General features: G+C 68.6%; 13 protein-coding genes and 1 pseudogene. 12 read left to right on the top strand and 2 right to left on the bottom strand.

What is annotated here, in order from left to right; translation table 11 throughout:
• The first annotated feature begins 126 nt into the window (after positions 1-126).
• The 7 genes from G4H71_RS02065 (at position 127) to G4H71_RS02035 (ending at position 10,781) form a co-directional block, all read left to right on the top strand.
• A complete protein-coding gene (locus G4H71_RS02065; RefSeq protein WP_083342912.1) occupies positions 127-597 on the top strand; it encodes a single-stranded DNA-binding protein in 471 nt (156 codons plus the stop codon).
• A gap of 103 nt (positions 598-700) precedes the next feature.
• The gene (locus G4H71_RS02060; RefSeq protein ID WP_072739265.1) at positions 701-2,491 is read left to right on the top strand and encodes a BCCT family transporter; all 1,791 of its coding nucleotides are present in this window, start codon (positions 701-703) and stop codon (positions 2,489-2,491) included.
• Between the two features lie 159 nt (positions 2,492-2,650).
• Positions 2,651-4,330 (top strand): energy-dependent translational throttle protein EttA, encoded by a 1,680-nt coding sequence (gene ettA / locus G4H71_RS02055; RefSeq protein WP_072739266.1) that lies wholly within the window; start codon positions 2,651-2,653, stop codon positions 4,328-4,330.
• Between the two features lies 1 nt (position 4,331).
• Positions 4,332-4,748, top strand: coding sequence for an acyl-CoA thioesterase (locus G4H71_RS02050; RefSeq protein ID WP_072739268.1), 417 nt, complete (start codon positions 4,332-4,334; stop codon positions 4,746-4,748).
• A gap of 92 nt (positions 4,749-4,840) precedes the next feature.
• Positions 4,841-9,703, top strand: coding sequence for an NAD-glutamate dehydrogenase (locus tag G4H71_RS02045; protein WP_083342891.1), 4,863 nt, complete (start codon positions 4,841-4,843; stop codon positions 9,701-9,703).
• Between the two features lie 3 nt (positions 9,704-9,706).
• Entirely contained in the window at positions 9,707-10,126 is a 420-nt protein-coding gene (locus G4H71_RS02040; protein ID WP_072739269.1) for an acyl-CoA thioesterase, read from the top strand.
• A 7-nt stretch (positions 10,127-10,133) separates the two neighbouring features.
• Complete coding sequence (locus tag G4H71_RS02035; protein WP_072739328.1) at positions 10,134-10,781, top strand: DUF8185 domain-containing protein; 648 nt, start codon at positions 10,134-10,136, stop codon at positions 10,779-10,781.
• Positions 10,782-10,785: 4 nt separating this feature from the next.
• On the opposite strand, the gene G4H71_RS02030 is transcribed toward G4H71_RS02035, so the two are convergent.
• Together G4H71_RS02030 and G4H71_RS02025 are read right to left on the bottom strand one after the other, a co-directional pair.
• Entirely contained in the window at positions 10,786-12,408 is a 1,623-nt protein-coding gene (locus G4H71_RS02030; RefSeq protein WP_083342890.1) for a glycoside hydrolase family 13 protein, read from the bottom strand.
• 105 nt (positions 12,409-12,513) lie between these two features.
• Entirely contained in the window at positions 12,514-12,909 is a 396-nt protein-coding gene (locus tag G4H71_RS02025) for a globin (protein ID WP_072739331.1), read from the bottom strand.
• Between the two features lie 215 nt (positions 12,910-13,124).
• Here G4H71_RS02025 and G4H71_RS02020 point away from each other — a divergent pair, with 215 nt between their 5' ends.
• The 5 genes and pseudogenes from G4H71_RS02020 to G4H71_RS02000 form a co-directional block, all read left to right on the top strand.
• Positions 13,125-13,838 (top strand): HNH endonuclease, encoded by a 714-nt coding sequence (locus G4H71_RS02020; RefSeq protein WP_254777830.1) that lies wholly within the window; start codon positions 13,125-13,127, stop codon positions 13,836-13,838.
• 71 nt (positions 13,839-13,909) lie between these two features.
• On the top strand, positions 13,910-14,167 hold the full coding sequence (gene ctaJ, locus G4H71_RS02015) for an aa3-type cytochrome oxidase subunit CtaJ (protein WP_072739273.1): 258 nt from the start codon (positions 13,910-13,912) through the stop codon (positions 14,165-14,167).
• Complete coding sequence (locus G4H71_RS02010; protein WP_072739274.1) at positions 14,154-14,627, top strand: DUF5130 domain-containing protein; 474 nt, start codon at positions 14,154-14,156, stop codon at positions 14,625-14,627. The genes ctaJ and G4H71_RS02010 overlap by 14 nt, the downstream gene beginning before the upstream one ends.
• A 109-nt stretch (positions 14,628-14,736) precedes the next feature.
• Positions 14,737-16,011, top strand: coding sequence for a glycosyltransferase 87 family protein (locus G4H71_RS02005; protein WP_246442627.1), 1,275 nt, complete (start codon positions 14,737-14,739; stop codon positions 16,009-16,011).
• A 14-nt stretch (positions 16,012-16,025) separates the two neighbouring features.
• A pseudogene (locus tag G4H71_RS02000) lies at positions 16,026-17,081 on the top strand (MFS transporter); the annotation flags it as partial.
• Positions 17,082-17,299: the final 218 nt, after the last annotated feature.

Here is a 17,299-nt window from a genome sequence, read left to right as displayed (position 1 = left end):
GCCTGGTACTTGTCCACAGCCGCGAGATCTGTCCCCAGTTCGCACTCCACCCCACCGTGCGGCACGGATCTCGGCCATGCTCGAAAGATGCCGGATCACGGCGTACCGAGTGGAGGGGGAATCACGATGTTCGAGTCCTATACGACAGTGGTGGGAACGGTCGTCACCACGCCGCACCGACGGCGGACGCCGGGCGGCGACGAGGTACTCAGCTTCCGGGTGGCCAGCACCGCCCGCCGCCGCGACCAGGCGTCGGGCGAATGGGTCGACGGCAGCAAGCTCTACCTCACCGTCACCTGCTGGGGCCGGCTCGCGGTCGCCGTCTCCGCGTCACTGGACAAGGGCGACCCGGTTCTCGTCTACGGGGACATCCGCTCGGACGAGTACGTGACCCGTGAGGGAGCGCAGCGCTCGGGAATCGAGATGCGCGCCGTGGGGGTGGGCCCGGATCTCGCGCGCTGTGCCGTGCGGCGGGTGGACCGCAGGAGCGAGCCCGCATCGGCGGAGACAGTCCCGGATCCGGTCGCGACGTCACCCGAATCGCTGCCGGTCACGGTCGGGTCGGTACCGGAGCCGGTTCCCGACCGCGCCGCATGAGGTGAGTCACGTTGTTCGAACGTCCCGCGCGAATCCGCGCGGGCGGGCGTGATCCCTGCCAGTCTGTACCCTCCGATGCAGTCCAGAGGCGGGAGATACGAGGATGACCCGAAACCCGAACACGCTGGCACGCAAGCTCGGCCTGAGGACGACGCCCGCGATCTTCTTCTCGGCGGCTGCCGCGTCGTTGCTGTTCGTGGTGCTCACCATCGCGTTCACGGACTTCGTGGACACCGTGTTCGGGGCCGCGTCGGACTGGTTGCTGACCACGCTGGGCTGGTTCTACGTCCTGGGCGTGACGTTCTTCCTGCTGTTCCTCGTGTGGGTGGCGGTCAGCCGATACGGCTCCGTGCGGCTGGGTAACGACGACGAACGTCCGGAGTACTCGACGGCGACGTGGTTCGCGATGCTGTTCGCCGCGGGGATCGGCTCGATCCTCATGTTCTGGGGCGTGGCCGAGCCCATCAGCCACTACGCCAACCCGCCGATGCAGGACGTCGAGCCGGAGTCCACCGCGGCGGCGCAGGAAGCGTTGGCCTTCGCCAACTATCACTTCACGCTGCACACGTGGACCATCTTCGCGTTGCCCGGCCTGGGCTTCGCCTACTTCATCTACAAGCGCAAGCTGCCGCCGCGGGTGAGCTCGATCTTCCAACCCCTGCTGGGGGCACGGATCTACGGACCGATCGGCAAGGCGATCGACATCACCGCCGTCATCGGCACCGTCTTCGGAATCGCGGTGTCGATCGGCCTCGGTGCACTGCAACTCAACAGCGGACTGAACACGCTCTTCGGCATCGACGAGACGGGTTTCGTCCAGGTGGTCCTCATCGCCATCGTGATCGGCATCGCGATCGTGTCGGTGACGCTGGGGCTCGACAAAGGGATCAAGCGGCTGTCCAACATCAACATCGTCATGGCGGTGTCGCTGCTGGTCTTCGTGATCGTCACCGGTTCCACCCTGTACCTCGTTCGCGGGACGATCGAGGCGGCGGGCAACTATCTCACTCGTCTGCCGGAGCTGGCGTTCTGGAACGACACGTTCAACGACAGCGGCTGGCAGGGCACGTGGACCGTCTTCTACTGGGCGTGGACCATCACCTGGTCGCCGTTCGTCGGCATCTTCATCGCCCGGATCTCGCGAGGACGGACCATCCGCCAGTTCGTGGGCGGAGTGCTCCTGCTCCCGGCGGGGTTCTCTCTGGTGTGGTTCAGCGTGTTCGGCCTGTCGGCCTTCCGGGTCGAGACGGACGGTCCGGGCGGACTGGTGGAGCGGGTGGTGGGCGAGGGAGACATACCGGGGGCGCTGTTCGGCTTCCTCGAGTCCTTCCCGTGGACGACGTTCATGTCGGCCTTCGCGGTACTCATCATCATCATCTTCTTCACCACGTCGGCCGACTCGGCCGCGCTGGTGGTCGACATGATGTGCAACGGCGACGAGGAGCCGGCGCCCACCCGGCAGAAGGTCTTCTGGGCGATCGTCATGGGTGCGGTCGCGGCGACCATGCTCGCGGCGACGGGCGCAGGCGGGCTCGAAGCGCTCCAACAGGTGATCACGGTCATCGGGCTGCCGTTCTTCGTGCTCGGCTTCCTGATGATCTACAGCCTCGTCCGCGGCTTGCGCACCGACCTGGGTGAACCGCTCGTCCCGGTCACGAAACAGTGGAAACAGGTGCGGGGCCCGCGCAGCCTGATCCGGCAGGAGCGCATACCCGGACCGCCCTACTACTCGGAGCAGCCGCCGCTCTCCGACGAGGACCTCGACGACGACCTGGACGACCTGGACGGCGAGGAACCGACCGAGTCGCACGCGGACGATTCGGGCACGGGTGCCGTGACCCCCAACGGCGAGGTGCCGGCGACACGCGATGCGGGGACCGAGCCGGAGCGGTGACCCGGCCGCCCGGACGAGTGCACCGTCGGGCCTGCCCGTGCGGTTCCGATAGCATCGAGCCGAGAGAATTCGACATCAGATACCCGAGTGCCCTGCCGGGGGATCCGCCGAAGGATTCCCAGGTCGCAAGCCATCACCCCCAGCTAGGAGATTTACAGCGTGGCGGAGTTCATTTACACCATGAAGAAGGTGCGCAAGGCGCACGGTGACAAGGTCATCCTCGACGACGTCACCATGAGCTTCTACCCGGGCGCCAAGATCGGCGTGGTGGGACCGAACGGCGCGGGTAAGTCCAGCATCCTCAAGATCATGGCCGGGGTGGACCAGCCGGGCAACGGCGAGGCCTTCCTCGCGCCGGGCGCGACCGTCGGCATCCTCATGCAGGAGCCGCAGCTCGACGAGGCCAAGACCGTCCGGCAGAACGTCGAAGAGGGCATGGGCGAGGTGATGGTCCAGCTCAAGCGGTACAACGAGATCGCCGAGCTGATGGCCACCGACTACTCGGACGAGCTCATGGAGGAAATGGGCGACCTGCAGGAGAAGCTCGACCACGCCGACGCGTGGGAGATCGACTCGCAGCTCGAGCAGGCCATGGACGCGCTGCGCTGTCCGCCGCCCGAGGAGATGGTCACCCACCTGTCCGGTGGCGAGAAGCGTCGCGTCGCGCTGTGCAAGCTGCTGTTGAGCAAGCCGGATCTGCTGCTGCTCGACGAGCCCACCAACCACCTCGACGCCGAGAGCGTGCAGTGGCTCGAGCAGCACCTCGCGTCGTACCCCGGCGCCGTGCTCGCCGTCACCCACGACCGGTACTTCCTCGACCACGTCGCCCAGTGGATCTGCGAGGTCGACCGCGGCCGTCTGTACGCCTACGAGGGCAACTACTCCGTCTACCTGGAGCAGAAGGCCGCGCGCCTCGAAGTCTCGGGCAAGAAGGACCAGAAGCTGCAGAAGCGCCTCAAGGAGGAGCTCGCCTGGGTGCGTTCCGGCGCCAAGGCGCGCCAGGCCAAGAACAAGGCCCGCCTGGACCGGTACGAGGAGATGGCGAACGAGGCGGAGAAGACGCGCAAGCTCGACTTCGAGGAGATCCAGATCCCCGCCCCGCCGCGGCTCGGTGACGTGGTGGTCGAGGTCTCGCACCTGGACAAGGGCTTCGACGACCGGCTCCTCATCAAGGACCTGTCGTTCACGTTGCCGCGCAACGGGATCGTCGGCGTGATCGGCCCCAACGGCGTCGGTAAGACCACGCTGTTCAAGACGATCGTCGGGCTCGAGGAGCCGGACGGCGGCGAGGTGAAGGTCGGCCAGACGGTCAAGCTCAGCTACGTCGACCAGAACCGTGCGGGCATCGACCCGAACAAGTCGGTGTGGGAGGTCGTCTCCGACGGCCTCGACTTCATCCAGGTGGGGCAGACGGAGATGCCGTCGCGCGCCTACATCAGTTCGTTCGGCTTCAAGGGCGGCGACCAGCAGAAGCCGGCCGGCGTGCTCTCCGGCGGTGAGCGCAACCGCCTCAACCTGGCGATGACGCTCAAGCAGGGCGGCAACCTGATCCTGCTCGACGAGCCCACCAACGACCTCGACGTGGAGACGCTCGGCTCGCTCGAGAACGCTCTCGAGCAGTTCCCGGGCTGCGCCGTGGTCATCTCCCACGACCGTTGGTTCCTGGATCGGACGTGTACCCACATCCTGGCCTGGGAAGGCGACCACGCCGACAACGAGGCCTCCTGGTACTGGTACGAGGGCAACTTCGAGGGTTACGAGGCCAACAAGATCGATCGGCTGGGCCCCGAGGCGGCGCGTCCGCATCGCGTCACCCACCGCAAGCTGACGAGGGACTGACGTGTACGAGGCACAGGTGCAGGTGCGCTGGGGCGATTCCGATCGCCTCGGCCACGTCAACAACACTCGCTTCATCGAGTACATGCAGGAGGCCCGGATCCAGTTCTTCACCCACGCGTTCTCCGGGGCAGAGGGTGACGAGCGGCCGCGGGCCTCGGTCGTCCGCAAGATGGACGTCGAGTTCCTCGTGCCGGTCACGGACGACTCGGGGCCGCTCACGGTGGAGGTCTCGGTGCTGCACGTCGGTACCTCGTCCTACACGTTGCGTCATGTGGTGAAGAGCCGGGACGGTGTGACCTGCGGTTTCGGGGACGCCGTGCTGGTGGCGTTCGATCGCCGTACCGAGACGTCCCGGCCCCTGGGAGCCAACGAGCGGGCAGTCCTCGAATCGCATCTGGACACCGCGGTCGCGCACTGACGGCGCGGCCGCCCGAGTTCCGCCTCGGGCCGGGTCGCCGCGGCTACTCTCGCAGTAGTCAGCGATGACCCGACCCGAGGATGTGACGCCCCATGGCGGAGCCCGACGACGCACCGGATCCACACGGCGCGGGTGATCTCGCACCGTCGTCGGATGCACTGGCATCGCTGTTGCCGAATGCGTTGCGGGACAAGGCTCGACCGTTGTGGGCGAAGTACTTCGCGCACGCGGACCGGGGCGACAGTGACAGCCGCACCGCCGCCCCCGAAGACGTGCTGGCAGCCCATCTCGAGCTCGCCCGGGTCCGCCGACCCGGTGCGGTGTCGGTGCGGGTGCATCGCCCGGGAACCGGGCTGGGTGCGTGCATCCAGGTGGTCGTCGACGACATGCCTCTGCTCATCGAGTCCCTCGTCGCCCTGGTCAACCGTCTCGGCATCGGCGTGTCCGAGCTCATCCACCCCATCTTCACGGTGCGGCGGGACGATGCGGGCACACTCGTGGACGTCGGATTCGACTCCGACGCCGCCACCGTGGGCGGGGCCGCCGAGTCCTGGATCCATGTCCAACTCGATCCGCACACCGATGCCGCCACGCTCGATGCACTCGAATCCCGGGTGCCGCGAGTGCTCGACGACGTCGGGGTGGTCGTCCGCGACACCGACGCGCTACGGGCGACCGAGAACGCCGTCGCCGACGAACTCCTCGCCGGGGCGCCGCATCCGGCGGTGACTCCGCAGCATCTGGACGACGTGGCACGGTTGCTGCGGTGGATGGCGTCGAGCAACTACTCCGCCCTGGGCTATCGCCGGCTGGAGATGCGGCCACAGGGTGAGGCAGGTGCGCGGACACTGCAGATCGTTCCGGGCAGCGGGCTGGGCGTGATGCGCACGGACACCGCGCTGGACGACCGGATCCTGGGGATGTCCGACACGCTCGGTGACGATCGGCGACTTCTCGTCCTCACTCAGGGCACCTACCCGGCGACCGTGCACCGGGACACCTACCCGTACTTCGTCGGGGTGCGGATCCTCGACCGCGACGGCGAGGTGATCGGCGAGCACCGCTTCCTCGGTGTCTTCACGGTCACCGCGATGCACCAGAACGTACTCGAGATTCCCCTCATCGAGCGCCGGGTCCGTGACGTGATCGCCCGCTCCGGGTACGAGCTGAACTCGTACTCCGGGCAGACGATGCTGGAGGTGATCGAATCCTTCCCGCGGGCCGAGTTGTTCTCCAGCAGTACCGACCTGCTGTTCGACACGGTCAGCGCCGTGCACAGCGTGGGGCTGCGCCGCCGAGTGCGGTTGTTCGTGCGGGTGGACGATTTCGGCAGGTTCGTCTCGTGCCTGGTCTACCTGCCGCGTGATCGCTACACGACGGCGGTGCGCAGGGCGATGCAGGACATCCTCCGGCACGAGTTCGGGGGCGGGGACCTCGAATACTCGGCGCGGGTCACGGATTCCGACCTCGCGCTGCTGCACGTCACCATCCGGAACGATCCGCCGCGCCCCCCGCACACGCTCGAGGTGTCCGAGGCGGAGCGCGAACGTATCGAGGCACGACTCACCGCTGTCAGCCGCAGTTGGGAGGATCGTCTCGACGAACTCCTCGATGCGCACCCCGACTTCGACACCGCCGGCGTCCGGCAGTTCGTCGAGGCCCTTCCCGATGCCTACAAGGAGGATTTCGACGCCGCCAGGGCAGCCAGGGACGCCGTGCGGGTGGCACGGCTGGCACCGGACGGTATCGATGTGTCGCTGTACCGGACGCCGGCCGGCCGATGGCGGTTCGCCCTGTACGTCGACGGCGCGTCCGTCTCGCTGGGGCGGGTACTTCCGCTGGTGCAGAGCCTCGGCGTGGAGGTCGACGACGAGCGGCCCTACGGGCTGCGGCGGGACGGCGAGATCTACTGTTGGATATACGACTTCGGGCTGTCCGTGCCCGCGGACCTGGCTGCGGTGGAGATCGACGAGACCGCGGTGGGGCGATTCACCGACGCCTTCGAGGCGATGTGGCGTGGCCGCGCCGCCGTGGACCGGTTCAACGAACTGGTGCTGCGGGCGGGGATGACGTGGCGTCAGGCCGTGATCCTGCGGGCGTACACGAAGTATCTACGGCAGGTCACTTTCCCGTACAGCCAGTACCACATCGAGGGTGTGGCGATCGAGCATCCGCGGACCGCCCGGATGCTCGTCGAACTGTTCGAGGCCACGTTCGATCCCGACCTGGATGCTCCGGAACGGGTGACGGATCTGCACGAGGGTGTCGCGGAGCGGATCGGGGCCGTGGTCGGCCTCGACGCCGACCGCATCCTGCGTGCGTTGGCCGGACTCGTCCGGGCGACCCTGCGCACCAACTACTTCGTCCGGGACACGCAGGGCAATCCCCTCGATCGGCTCTCGCTCAAGTTCGATCCCCGCGCGATCGACGAGCTGCCCCGACCCGCGCCCATGTTCGAGATCTTCGTGTACGCGCCGGACCTGGAGGGAGTGCACCTGCGTTTCGGGTCCGTCGCGCGAGGCGGGCTCCGCTGGTCGGACCGTCGGGAGGACTACCGTACCGAGATCCTCGGCCTCGCGAAGGCACAGGAAGTCAAGAACGCGGTGATCGTCCCGGCCGGCGCCAAGGGCGGCTTCGTGGTGAAGAACCCGCCGACACCCACCGGCGACGACGCGGCCGATCGGCGTGCGTACGCCGAGGAGGGCGCGCGGTGCTACCGCGCGTTCGTCTCCGGGCTCCTCGACGTCACCGACGACATCGACCTCGTCTCCGGCGACGTCGTGCCCCCGCCCCGAGTGATTCGCCGCGACGGCGACGACACCTACCTGGTGGTGGCGGCCGACAAGGGAACCGCGACGTTCTCCGATCTGGCCAATTCCCTTGCCGCCGAGTACGGGTACTGGCTGGGTGACGCGTTCGCCTCGGGTGGTTCGACCGGGTACGACCACAAGGAACTCGGGATCACGGCGCGCGGGGCCTGGGTGAGCGTCCAACGGCACTTCCGGGAACTGGGCATCGACGCCGATCGGGCCGAGATCACCGTTGCCGGTGTCGGTGACATGAGCGGCGACGTGTTCGGCAACGGCATGTTGCTCAGCGCGCATCTGCGGCTCGTTGCCGCCTTCGACCACCGGCACATCTTCCTCGACCCCGATCCCGACCCGGCTCCGTCGTACGCCGAGCGCCGCCGCCTGTTCGAGCTACCGAGATCGACCTGGGCGGACTACGACCGAAGCCTGATCGCCGAAGGCGGGGGAGTGTGGGAGCGTTCCCTGAAGTCGGTGCCGGTCGGCCCCGCGGTGCGCGAGGCGCTGGGGCTCGACGAGACGGTCACGCAGTTGTCGCCTCCCGAGCTGATTCGGGCGATCCTGCGGGCCCCGGTGGACCTGCTGTGGAACGGCGGTATCGGAACCTACGTCAAGGCGTCGTCGGAGACCGACGGCGACGTCGGCGACAAGGGCAACGACGCGGTGCGGGTGAACGGCGACGAACTCCGCGCGCGGGTCGTCGGGGAGGGCGGCAACCTCGGGATCACTCCGCTGGGGCGGGTCGAGTACAGCCTCGCCGGGGGCCGGATCAACACGGACGCGCTGGACAATTCGGCGGGAGTGGACAGTTCCGACCACGAGGTCAACCTGAAGGTGCTCCTCGATTCGGCGGTCGGCCGGGGGGAACTCGCGGTCGCCGAACGCAATCCGCTGCTCGCCGACATGAGCGACGAAGTGGCCGAACTCGTCCTGGACGACAATCGGGGCCAGAACGCTCTGATGGGTGTGTCGCGCGCGAGTGCACCGCAGACGGCGGACGTGCACCGGCGGTTGATCGACCACCTCGTCGCGGACCGGGGCCTCGACCGCGAACTCGAGGCCCTGCCCTCGGACGCGGAGATCGTCCGCCGCAAGGACGAGGGCGGTGGGCTGGTGTCCCCGGAGCTCGCGACTCTCATGGCGCACGTGAAGCTGGCGCTCGAGGACGAGTTGCTCGCGACCGGGCTCCCGGACAGCAGCACGTTCGCCCCACGCCTGCCGCGGTACTTCCCGGCCCGGTTACGCGCGCGCTTCGCCGATCAGATCGAGGCGCATCCCCTGCGGCGGCAACTGGTCGCGACGATGCTCGCGAACCAGGCGGTCGAAGGTGGCGGCATCACCTACGTCTACCGGCTCCGCGAGGACGCGGGGGCGTCGGGCACCGACGCCATCCGGGCGTACGCGATCGTCACCGAGATCTTCGGCCTCCCCGACCTGTGGGAGCTGGTGCGTTCGGCGGGCCTGTCGGCCGCGGTCGAGGACGCGCTCGTCCTCGAGACCGGCCGCCTCCTCGACCGGGCGTCCCGATGGTTCCTCGCGCACCGGCCGCAGCCGCTCGCGGTGGGCGCGGAGATCTCCCGGTACCGGGACCACGTCCGTGCGCTGCTGCCGCTGCTCCCCACCCTGATGTTGCCCGAGCAGCAGGACGATCTCCTCCGCCGGGCGCGGCCACTGGTGGACGCGGGTGCTCCCGGGCATCTCACCCTCGACGTGTTCCGGCGGCTGCACGGGTTCGCGTTCCTCGACATCTGTGACATCGCCGACATCGCCGAACGCGAGACCACGGAGGTCGCCGACCTGTACTTCGCGCTCGACGAGCACCTGCACATCGGGTCCCTGCTCACCTCGGTGTCCGAACTCCCTCGCGGGGATCGCTGGAACTCGCTGGCGCGGCTGGCGTTGCGGGACGACTTCTACTCCTCGCTGAGACAGTTGACCTTCGAGGTACTCGCCGACGGTGAGCCGGGCGAGACGTCGAGGGAGAAGATCGGCGACTGGGAGTCGATCAACGCCTCGAGGATCGCCCGGGCCAGGTCGGCGCTCCGCGACATCGGCGAGTCTGGGACCCTGGACCTCGCGACGCTGACCGTGGCGGCGCGGCAGGTTCGGAGCATGGTGCGCGCGGGTGGCACCCGATCGGAGGTATGACAGGTGAGCGAGGGGTATCACGCGGAGGTCGAGGTCCGCTGGTCGGACATGGACGTCTTCCAGCACATCAACCACGCTCGGATGGTCACTCTCCTCGAAGAGGCCCGGATTCCCTGGCTGTTCGACGACCATCGCCCGACGGTGACGTTGCGCGACGGAGCGGTGATCGCGGATCTGCACGTGCGGTACCGCGGCCAGCTCCGCCACTCGGACACCCCGCTGGACGTCCTGATGTGGGTGGAGAAGGTGCGCGCGGTGGACTTCACGATCGGCTACGAGGTGCGGCCCAAGGGCGCCGACCTGGCGGTGCCCCCGTCGATCGTGGCCTCCACCCAGATCGCCGCCTTCGACATCGACACCCAGCGTCTGCGCCGCCTCACCGACACCGAGCGCGAGTACCTCGAGAGCTGGCTGCGTGACTGACGGGTTCCTGTCCGAACGGGGACTGGTACTGGCCGACTCCGAGCGCGCCGATCTCGGGGCGTACCTGAGGCGCGTGTTGCGCCTGGACGAGGCGGCCGTCGTGCGGCTGCACCGGCGCAGCGAGCGGCTGGTCACCGTCTGGTCCGAGACCGGGTTCGACGCCCTCGCGATGCGCACCTTCGCCGGTGCGCTGCCCGTGCCGGATGCGGTGGCCGCGGCCGATCACCTGCTCGCCGCGCTCGACGTTCCCGGGACGATCGACCTGGGATTCCCGATGGACTCGTCCTGGCGGGGCGCATTGCCGCCGGCCGACGGATACGCCCACGTCGACGACGTCCCGGCGCACGCCTTCGTCGAACTGGCCAGGCGCGGGGCAGAATTGGCCGAGGAGCACTCGAGTGCACACGGCCCGCCGGCGTCCCTGCTCGATCAGCAGGTCCTCGAGATAGAAGGCGCGGGCGATCGGGTGCCCATTCCGATGCGGCTGGTGTTCGCGCTCACGGCGATGGGCTTCATTCCGTCCGATCCACCGGCGGCGGAGCAGCAGGATCCGGTGCGGGTGCGGGCGAGTGCGTCGTGGGTGCGCCTCGACGCGCGGTTCGGGTCGGTGTACCGGCACCGGCGGGGCTCGATTCCGCTCACGGTGACGCGCTGACGACTCAGATCAGCCACGCGGCGGAATCCGGAGGCAGCTGCCCCTCCACCACCGGGGAGCTGGAGAGCAACAGGGTCCCCGGAGGCAGCATGATCGGCCCGCTCGTGGCATTGAGCACGCAGGTGAGCCCACCCTCTCGGCGCCGGAACGCGAAGCACCCCGCGGGGCTGCCGTACCAGTCCACTTCCGGGCCGGCGAACTCCGGTCGATTCGCTCGCAACTCGATCGCCGAGCGGTACAGCGACAGCGTCGAGGTGACGTCCTCGAGCTGCGCCTCGACCGTCAACGGCGCCCAGTCGTCGGGCATCGGCAGCCACGGTTGCCCCGTGGTGAAGCCGTACGGTGGTTCGGTTCCCTTCCAGGGCAACGGAACCCGGCAGCCGTCCCGGCCACGTTCGGTACGGCCGGAGCGCTCCCACACCGGATCCTGCAAGGCGTCGTCGGGCAGGTCCACGTTGGGGAGCCCCAGTTCGGCCCCGTTGTACAGGAACACCGCGCCGGGCAACGCGAGCTCCACCAGGAGCATCGCCCGAGCGCGGTCGCGGCCCACCGCACCGCCGCCGTAGCGGGTGACCTCGCGCTCCACGTCGTGATTGGACAGTGTCCAGGTGGGGGTGCCGCCCACCTGCGCGACCGCGGCCAGCGACTGCTCGATGGCGGCTCGCACGTCGTCGGCGGCGAAGGGTGCCTCCGCGAGACGGAAGTTGAATCCCAGGTGCAGCTCGTCGGGGCGGATGTACTCGCCGAAGCGCTCGTTGTCGCGGACCCAGATCTCGCCGACGGTCATGGCCTCGGGGTACTCGTCGAGAACCTTCCGGATGCCCCGGTGGATCTCGTGGACCTCCGGATTGTCGAATCGCGGGTCGTCGTCGGTGTTGTGGAGCAGTTCGTTGTCGCTCCAGTCGTGGTCGGGGAGCCCGGCGGGCTTCGCCATCCCGTGCGCGACGTCGATCCGGAATCCGTCGATTCCGCGGTCGAGCCAGAACCGCAGCGTCGCGTGCAGATCCGCGACGACGTCGGGATCGTCCCAGTTGAGGTCGGGTTGCTCGGGGGCGAAGATGTGCAGGTACCACTGGCCGGGGGAACCGTCCGGCTCGGTGACCCGCGTCCACGCGGGTCCACCGAAGATGCTCGGCCAGTTGTTCGGTGGTTCGGAGCCGTCCGGTCCCCGGCCGTCACGGAAGAAGTAGCGCTCGCGTTCGGGGCTGCCGGGCGGCGACGCGAGGGCCTCCCGGAACCAGCGATGCTCGATGCTGGTGTGATTGGGGACGAGGTCCATGGTGACCTTCATCCCGCGTGCGTGGGCGGCCGCGACGAGCGAATCCATCGCCGCGAGATCGCCGAACAGGGGGTCGATGTCCCGCGGATCGGAGACGTCGTATCCGTGGTCGGCCATCGGCGAGCGCATCACCGGACTGAGCCACAGGGCGTTCACCCCGAGCAGCTCGAGGTAGCCGAGCATGTTCTCGACACCGGTCAGATCGCCGACGCCGTCGCCGTCGGAATCGGCGAACGATCGGGGATAGACCTGGTAGAAGATCGCGTCGAGCCACCACGGCTCCACCGTGACCTCGGACGGGCGGTCGGGGGTCGCGGATGTGTCGGGGGCGTCACTCACATCTCGCATCGTGCCAAACCGCGGGCCGAGGCACGACCGGAAGGCTCGCACGGTCGGGAACGGTTCCGGGCGCGGGTCTGCCCCCGGGGCGTGTGAGCGGTGTCGGGACCCGGGTCAGAACGGGGAATTGACCATGGACGCGGCGGCCATCTCCATGTAGTCGACCAGGGCCTTGCGATGCGGCGCGTCGAGCGTCCGCTCGTCGAGGGAATCGATGGCGACGTGCATGCACCGCAGCCAGGCGTCGCGTTCGAGCGGGCCGATCCTGAACGGCTGGTGGCGCATCCGCAATCGCGGGTGTCCGCGTTCGTCCGAGTAGGTGTGCGGGCCGCCCCAGTACTGCTCGAGGAACATCCGCATCCGGCGTTCGGCCGGGCCGAGGTCCTCCTCGGGGTACAGGGGCCGGACGATTTCGTCCTTCGCCACTTCCTCGTAGAAGCGGGCGGTGAGCTTGCGGAACGTCTCGGCCCCGCCCACCGCGTCGTAGAAGCTCTGCTGCACGTCGGTCATCTCGTCTCCCACATCTCGCCCTCAATTGTGCCTGCGCGAGTCGGAGTCCGCCCGCGTGGGGGCGCGGTCGCACTCACCGGCACATCGGTAAGGCGGGGGACATCGACCGTTCACCGGGGTGTCGCCGCGCCGTACCCCACGACGATGTCGTGGGAAAATGGGCGTGCGTCTCGGCGAAAATCGTGGTCCACTGGGTGCAATCTTCCGGAGGTGGCATGAAGAACCGTCACAGCGCCCGCACGCACCGACAACTCGTGCCCACTGATGCCCGCGCCGACCGGGAATCAGGGGCATTCGCTTTTCAGATCATCACCGCCCAGCCCGCCTCCTCGGCGGGCTCCGATTCGAGTGTCCTGCACTCGGCCGAAACACAGCTCGCGCGCCCCCCTTCCGTGTTCGAGCCGGTACCCGACTGGATCAAACGTCGGGTACTGCTGCTGAACGCGACATACGAGCCACTCACCGCCCTTCCTGCGCGCCGCGCGATCGTGCTCATGGCCTGCGGCAAGGCGGACACCGTCCACGAGGATCCGCTGGCACCCGTCGTCCATTCCGCCGAATGGTCGCTCCAGGTGCCTGCCGTCATCCGGCTCCGCAACTACGTGCGGGTGCCCTACCGGGCCCGGGTGCCCATGACTCGGGCGGCACTGATGCACCGGGATCGCTTCCGGTGCGGGTACTGCGGCGCGAAGGCGGAGACCATCGACCACGTCGTGCCCCGCAGCCGCGGCGGCGAGCATTCGTGGGAGAACTGCGTCGCCTGCTGCGCCCCGTGCAATCATCGCAAGGCGGACAAACTGGTCAGCGAGCTGGGCTGGACCCTGCGCTCGGCGCTCGTCCCCCCGTCCGGTCCGCACTGGCGTCTGCTGGCCGCCACGAAGGAACTCCACCCCACCTGGGCGCAGTACCTCGGCGAGGGCGCTGCCTGATTCGGGGACACGGGCCGGAGAAATCGGACCTGTCGCTCGGAGACGCAGGGTTCTGAGCTACGGTTTCCCCTGTGAGCATTCTCGAGACTGCGCTGGTATTCGTGGCAATTCCGTTGGCGATCGTCGTTCTTCTCGGGCTGGGATCTGTGTTCGGCAAGAAGACCATCGGGCCGGTGCCGCCGGCATTCCACCTGGGCGAGAAGTGGGACTACCCGCCCGTCGTGTGGAGCGCCGTGGACGAGGTGACCACCCATGGTCACCACGGAACCCATCATGTGGTGAACGACCCGGCAGAGCTGATCGGAGGCACGGCAAATGGCAAGTGGTAACTTCCCGACCCCCACGGTCGATCCCGACACGCTGCCGGTGGGCAGTGTCGTCACGTCGAGTGGTCGTATCTCGGCGGTGCATCGCGCGGGCGAGCCGTTCACGGGTGATCTCCCGTTCGGCACCGACGATCTGGTGAAGCTGGACGACGCACTCACCGCCGCGACGAGGGCGACGAAGGTCCGCTTCAACGTCTACGTCGGCGATCTGGGTGCCGACACGGGCGCCGGCGCGAACGCGATCTTCCCGCACACCCCGGAGCCCGAGCGTTCCGTCCTCATCGCGGTCTCGCCGAATCAGCGTGTCGTCGAGGTACGCGGTGGACGGGACGTACAGGACCGGGTCACCGACCGCATCGCGCAACTCGGTGTGACGGCGGCGGTCTCGTCGTTCGCAGAGGGAGATCTCATCGACGGGCTCGTCAGCGCCCTGCGCGTGATGAGTGCAGCGATAGCGCCGTAGGCGCGCCCTGCGCACCGATCGAGCGCTGCCCGCGGAGCGGAGGCTGAGGTTCAGCCTCCGCTCCGCGCTGCCTCTCGCCCTCTGGGCGCTCGTCGGGGTGGGTCTGCTCGTGGTCACGGTCCGACCGTGGACCCCCGACATCGGCATCCTCCGCGGTGGATTGGACCTGTTCGTCTACCGTGACGGCGCGTGGATGATCCAGAACGGGCTTCCCCTGTACGCCGGTCCGGTCACGCTGGGCCTGCTCTACACCTACACGCCTTTCTCCACGCTCGTCTTCATCCCGGTGGAGAAGATCCCCGGGCCGTGGGTGGCCGGATCGTGGCTCGTGTTCAACTTGGCGGTGCTTCTCGCGGCTGTCGTCCTGTGCTGGCGCCTTCTCGGGTACCGGACGACGCCGTACCTGGTGCTGGTCTCGGCCGCGATCGCGCTGGGGTCGACGTTCCTCGAGCCGGTACGGACCACCCTGTACTACGGACAGATCAATCTGGTGCTCATGGCCCTCGTGCTGTGGGACTTCTCCCGACCCGAGAGCAGCCGGTATCGGGGGATCGCGGTGGGTGTCGCTGCCGGGATCAAGCTCACGCCCGTGTACTTCGTGACGGTGTTCGGAGCGCTGCGGCAATGGCGCGCCGTTGCCGTCGCCGTCCTCACGTTCGCGGCGACGGTCGCGATCTCCTGGGCGATCCTTCCTGACGATTCGCGTCGATACTGGACGCAGACCTTCTTCGACTCCGCCCGGATCGCACCGGACGCCCACCCGGCGAACCAGTCGATGCGGGGAATGGTCGCGCATCTGTCGGGTGGCCCCGGTCCGGTCTGGTTGTGGCTGGCGGTGGCCCTCCCGGTCTTCCTGGCGAGCATGGCGATCGTCGTGGCCTCGTACCGCGCGGGCGATCGGCTCCTCGCGGTGGCTTTCGCGGGATTGACGTCGGCGGTGGTTTCCCCGTTCTCCTGGAGCCACCACTGGGTGTGGTTCGTTCCCCTGCTCGTCCACCTGGTCGACCGGGCGCTGCGGAATCCCCGGTGGTGGGCGCCGATCGTCGCGATCTTCGCCGCCACCGCGGCGTGGCCGTATCGATGGAGCGCCGACAGCGTGGTGGTGGGTCTGTTCCTCTTCCCGCCGGACTGGCCGGTGGCTCCGATCCTGCAGAACATCTACCTCCTCGTGTTCGCCGTGATCGCGGTCTGGATCGCCGTCGCGAGGTGGCGCGCGGGCTCCTTCCGGCGGACGTCGCGTCTGCCTGCCCGTGCCTCGGTCGGAAGCCTCACCGGACGCACGCTCGGCGGACGCGTCCGGCCCGGCCCGGCCGAGTCCGGTCCGCTGCGTGACGGCGGGACACCCACGGAGCAGGAGCCGGGACCGTCCCGTCCGGTGGGATGACACGCACTATATGAGTGCGCACGTGCGCACATGAGAGGTACTCTCGACGGGTGTCGACCTGCCGGGAGGAAAGCGTGCTCGAACCACTCCGCGACCGCGTGTTCCGGCGACTGTTCGCCGCGCAGGTGGTGGCGCTCGCCGGTACCGGCCTGACGACCGTCGCGCTCGGGCTGCTCGCCTACGATCTCGCCGGAGACCGGGCGGGGGCCGTGCTCGGGACCGCGCTCGCGATCAAGATGGTGGCGTATGTCGCCGTCGCACCGGTGGTCGAGGTGTGGGCACGCCGGGTGCCCCGCCCGGTCCTCATGGTGGGATCGGACGTCCTGCGTGCCGGCACGGTTCTCCTGCTGCCGTTCGTGGGGCAGGTGTGGCACGTGTACGCCCTCATCTTCGTGCTCCAGGCGGGGTCGGCCACCTTCACGCCCGCATTCCAGGCGGTGATTCCCACCGTGCTCCGCAGCGAGGAGCGCTACACCCGGGGGCTGTCGCTGTCGCGATTCGCCTACGATCTCGAGGCACTGGCGAGTCCGGTGGTGGCGGCGGCGCTGCTCACGGTGCTCTCCTACGATTCGCTGTTCCTCGGCACCGCTGCCGGATTCGCCGCGTCCGCCGTGCTGGTCCTGTCTGCGCGTCTCCCGGCCGCACCTTCCGGGGACCGCCCCGCCGGGGCCGGGGGACGGAGGCGGATCTGGTCCGGGTCCGCGACCATGATGCGTCGCCCCGCGTTGCGTGCGGTCCTCGCCCGGAACATGGTCGTCGCCGCCGGATCGAGCCTGGTGCTCGTCAACACGGTCGTCTACGTCCGGGATCGGATGGGCGGATCGGAGACGATGGTCGCGCTCCTGCTCGCCTGCTTCGGTGGGGGTTCGATGGCTGTCGCGCTGGCGATTCCCCGCGTGCTGCGGGTCCGGTCGGATCGGGGGGTGATGGCGGTGGGGGCAGCGGTCGTTCCGATCGTGTTGTGCGGGACCGCCGGGCTGCTCGCCCTCGGGATCGGGTCCACCGTCGCTGCCGCGGCGCTGGGTCTCGTGTGGATCGCGCTCGGTGCGGCCACCTCGGCGATCGTGACGCCCACACCGCGCATTCTCCGGCGGGAGGTCGATCCCGCGGAATGGCCGAGTGTGTTCGCCGCGCAGTTCTCGCTGTCGCACGCCTGCTTCCTCGTCACCTATCCGGTGGCGGGGTGGGTCGGTGCGGCCGATCAGTCCGTTGCCGCGGTACTTCTCGCGGTCCTGGCTACACTCGCAGCAGTGACGGCCGCGCGAGCTCGGGGCGAAACCGGCGACGA

The organism is Rhodococcus triatomae, from assembly GCF_014217785.1.
GTDB classification, from domain to species: Bacteria; Actinomycetota; Actinomycetes; order Mycobacteriales; family Mycobacteriaceae; genus Rhodococcus_F; species Rhodococcus_F triatomae.
The sequence above is the reverse complement of the archived record's forward strand: the minus strand, read 5'-3'. Positions and strand labels throughout refer to the sequence as shown.

Coding starts and splice junctions, on each gene's coding strand:
- G4H71_RS02065 (WP_083342912.1), top strand. CDS start 127: ATGTTCGAGTCCTATACGACAGTGGTGGGAACGGTCGTCACCACGCCG.
- G4H71_RS02060 (WP_072739265.1), top strand. CDS start 701: ATGACCCGAAACCCGAACACGCTGGCACGCAAGCTCGGCCTGAGGACG.
- G4H71_RS02045 (WP_083342891.1), top strand. CDS start 4,841: ATGGCGGAGCCCGACGACGCACCGGATCCACACGGCGCGGGTGATCTC.
- G4H71_RS02030 (WP_083342890.1), bottom strand. CDS start 12,408: ATGCGAGATGTGAGTGACGCCCCCGACACATCCGCGACCCCCGACCGC.
- G4H71_RS02025 (WP_072739331.1), bottom strand. CDS start 12,909: ATGACCGACGTGCAGCAGAGCTTCTACGACGCGGTGGGCGGGGCCGAG.
- G4H71_RS02020 (WP_254777830.1), top strand. CDS start 13,125: ATGAAGAACCGTCACAGCGCCCGCACGCACCGACAACTCGTGCCCACT.
- G4H71_RS02010 (WP_072739274.1), top strand. CDS start 14,154: ATGGCAAGTGGTAACTTCCCGACCCCCACGGTCGATCCCGACACGCTG.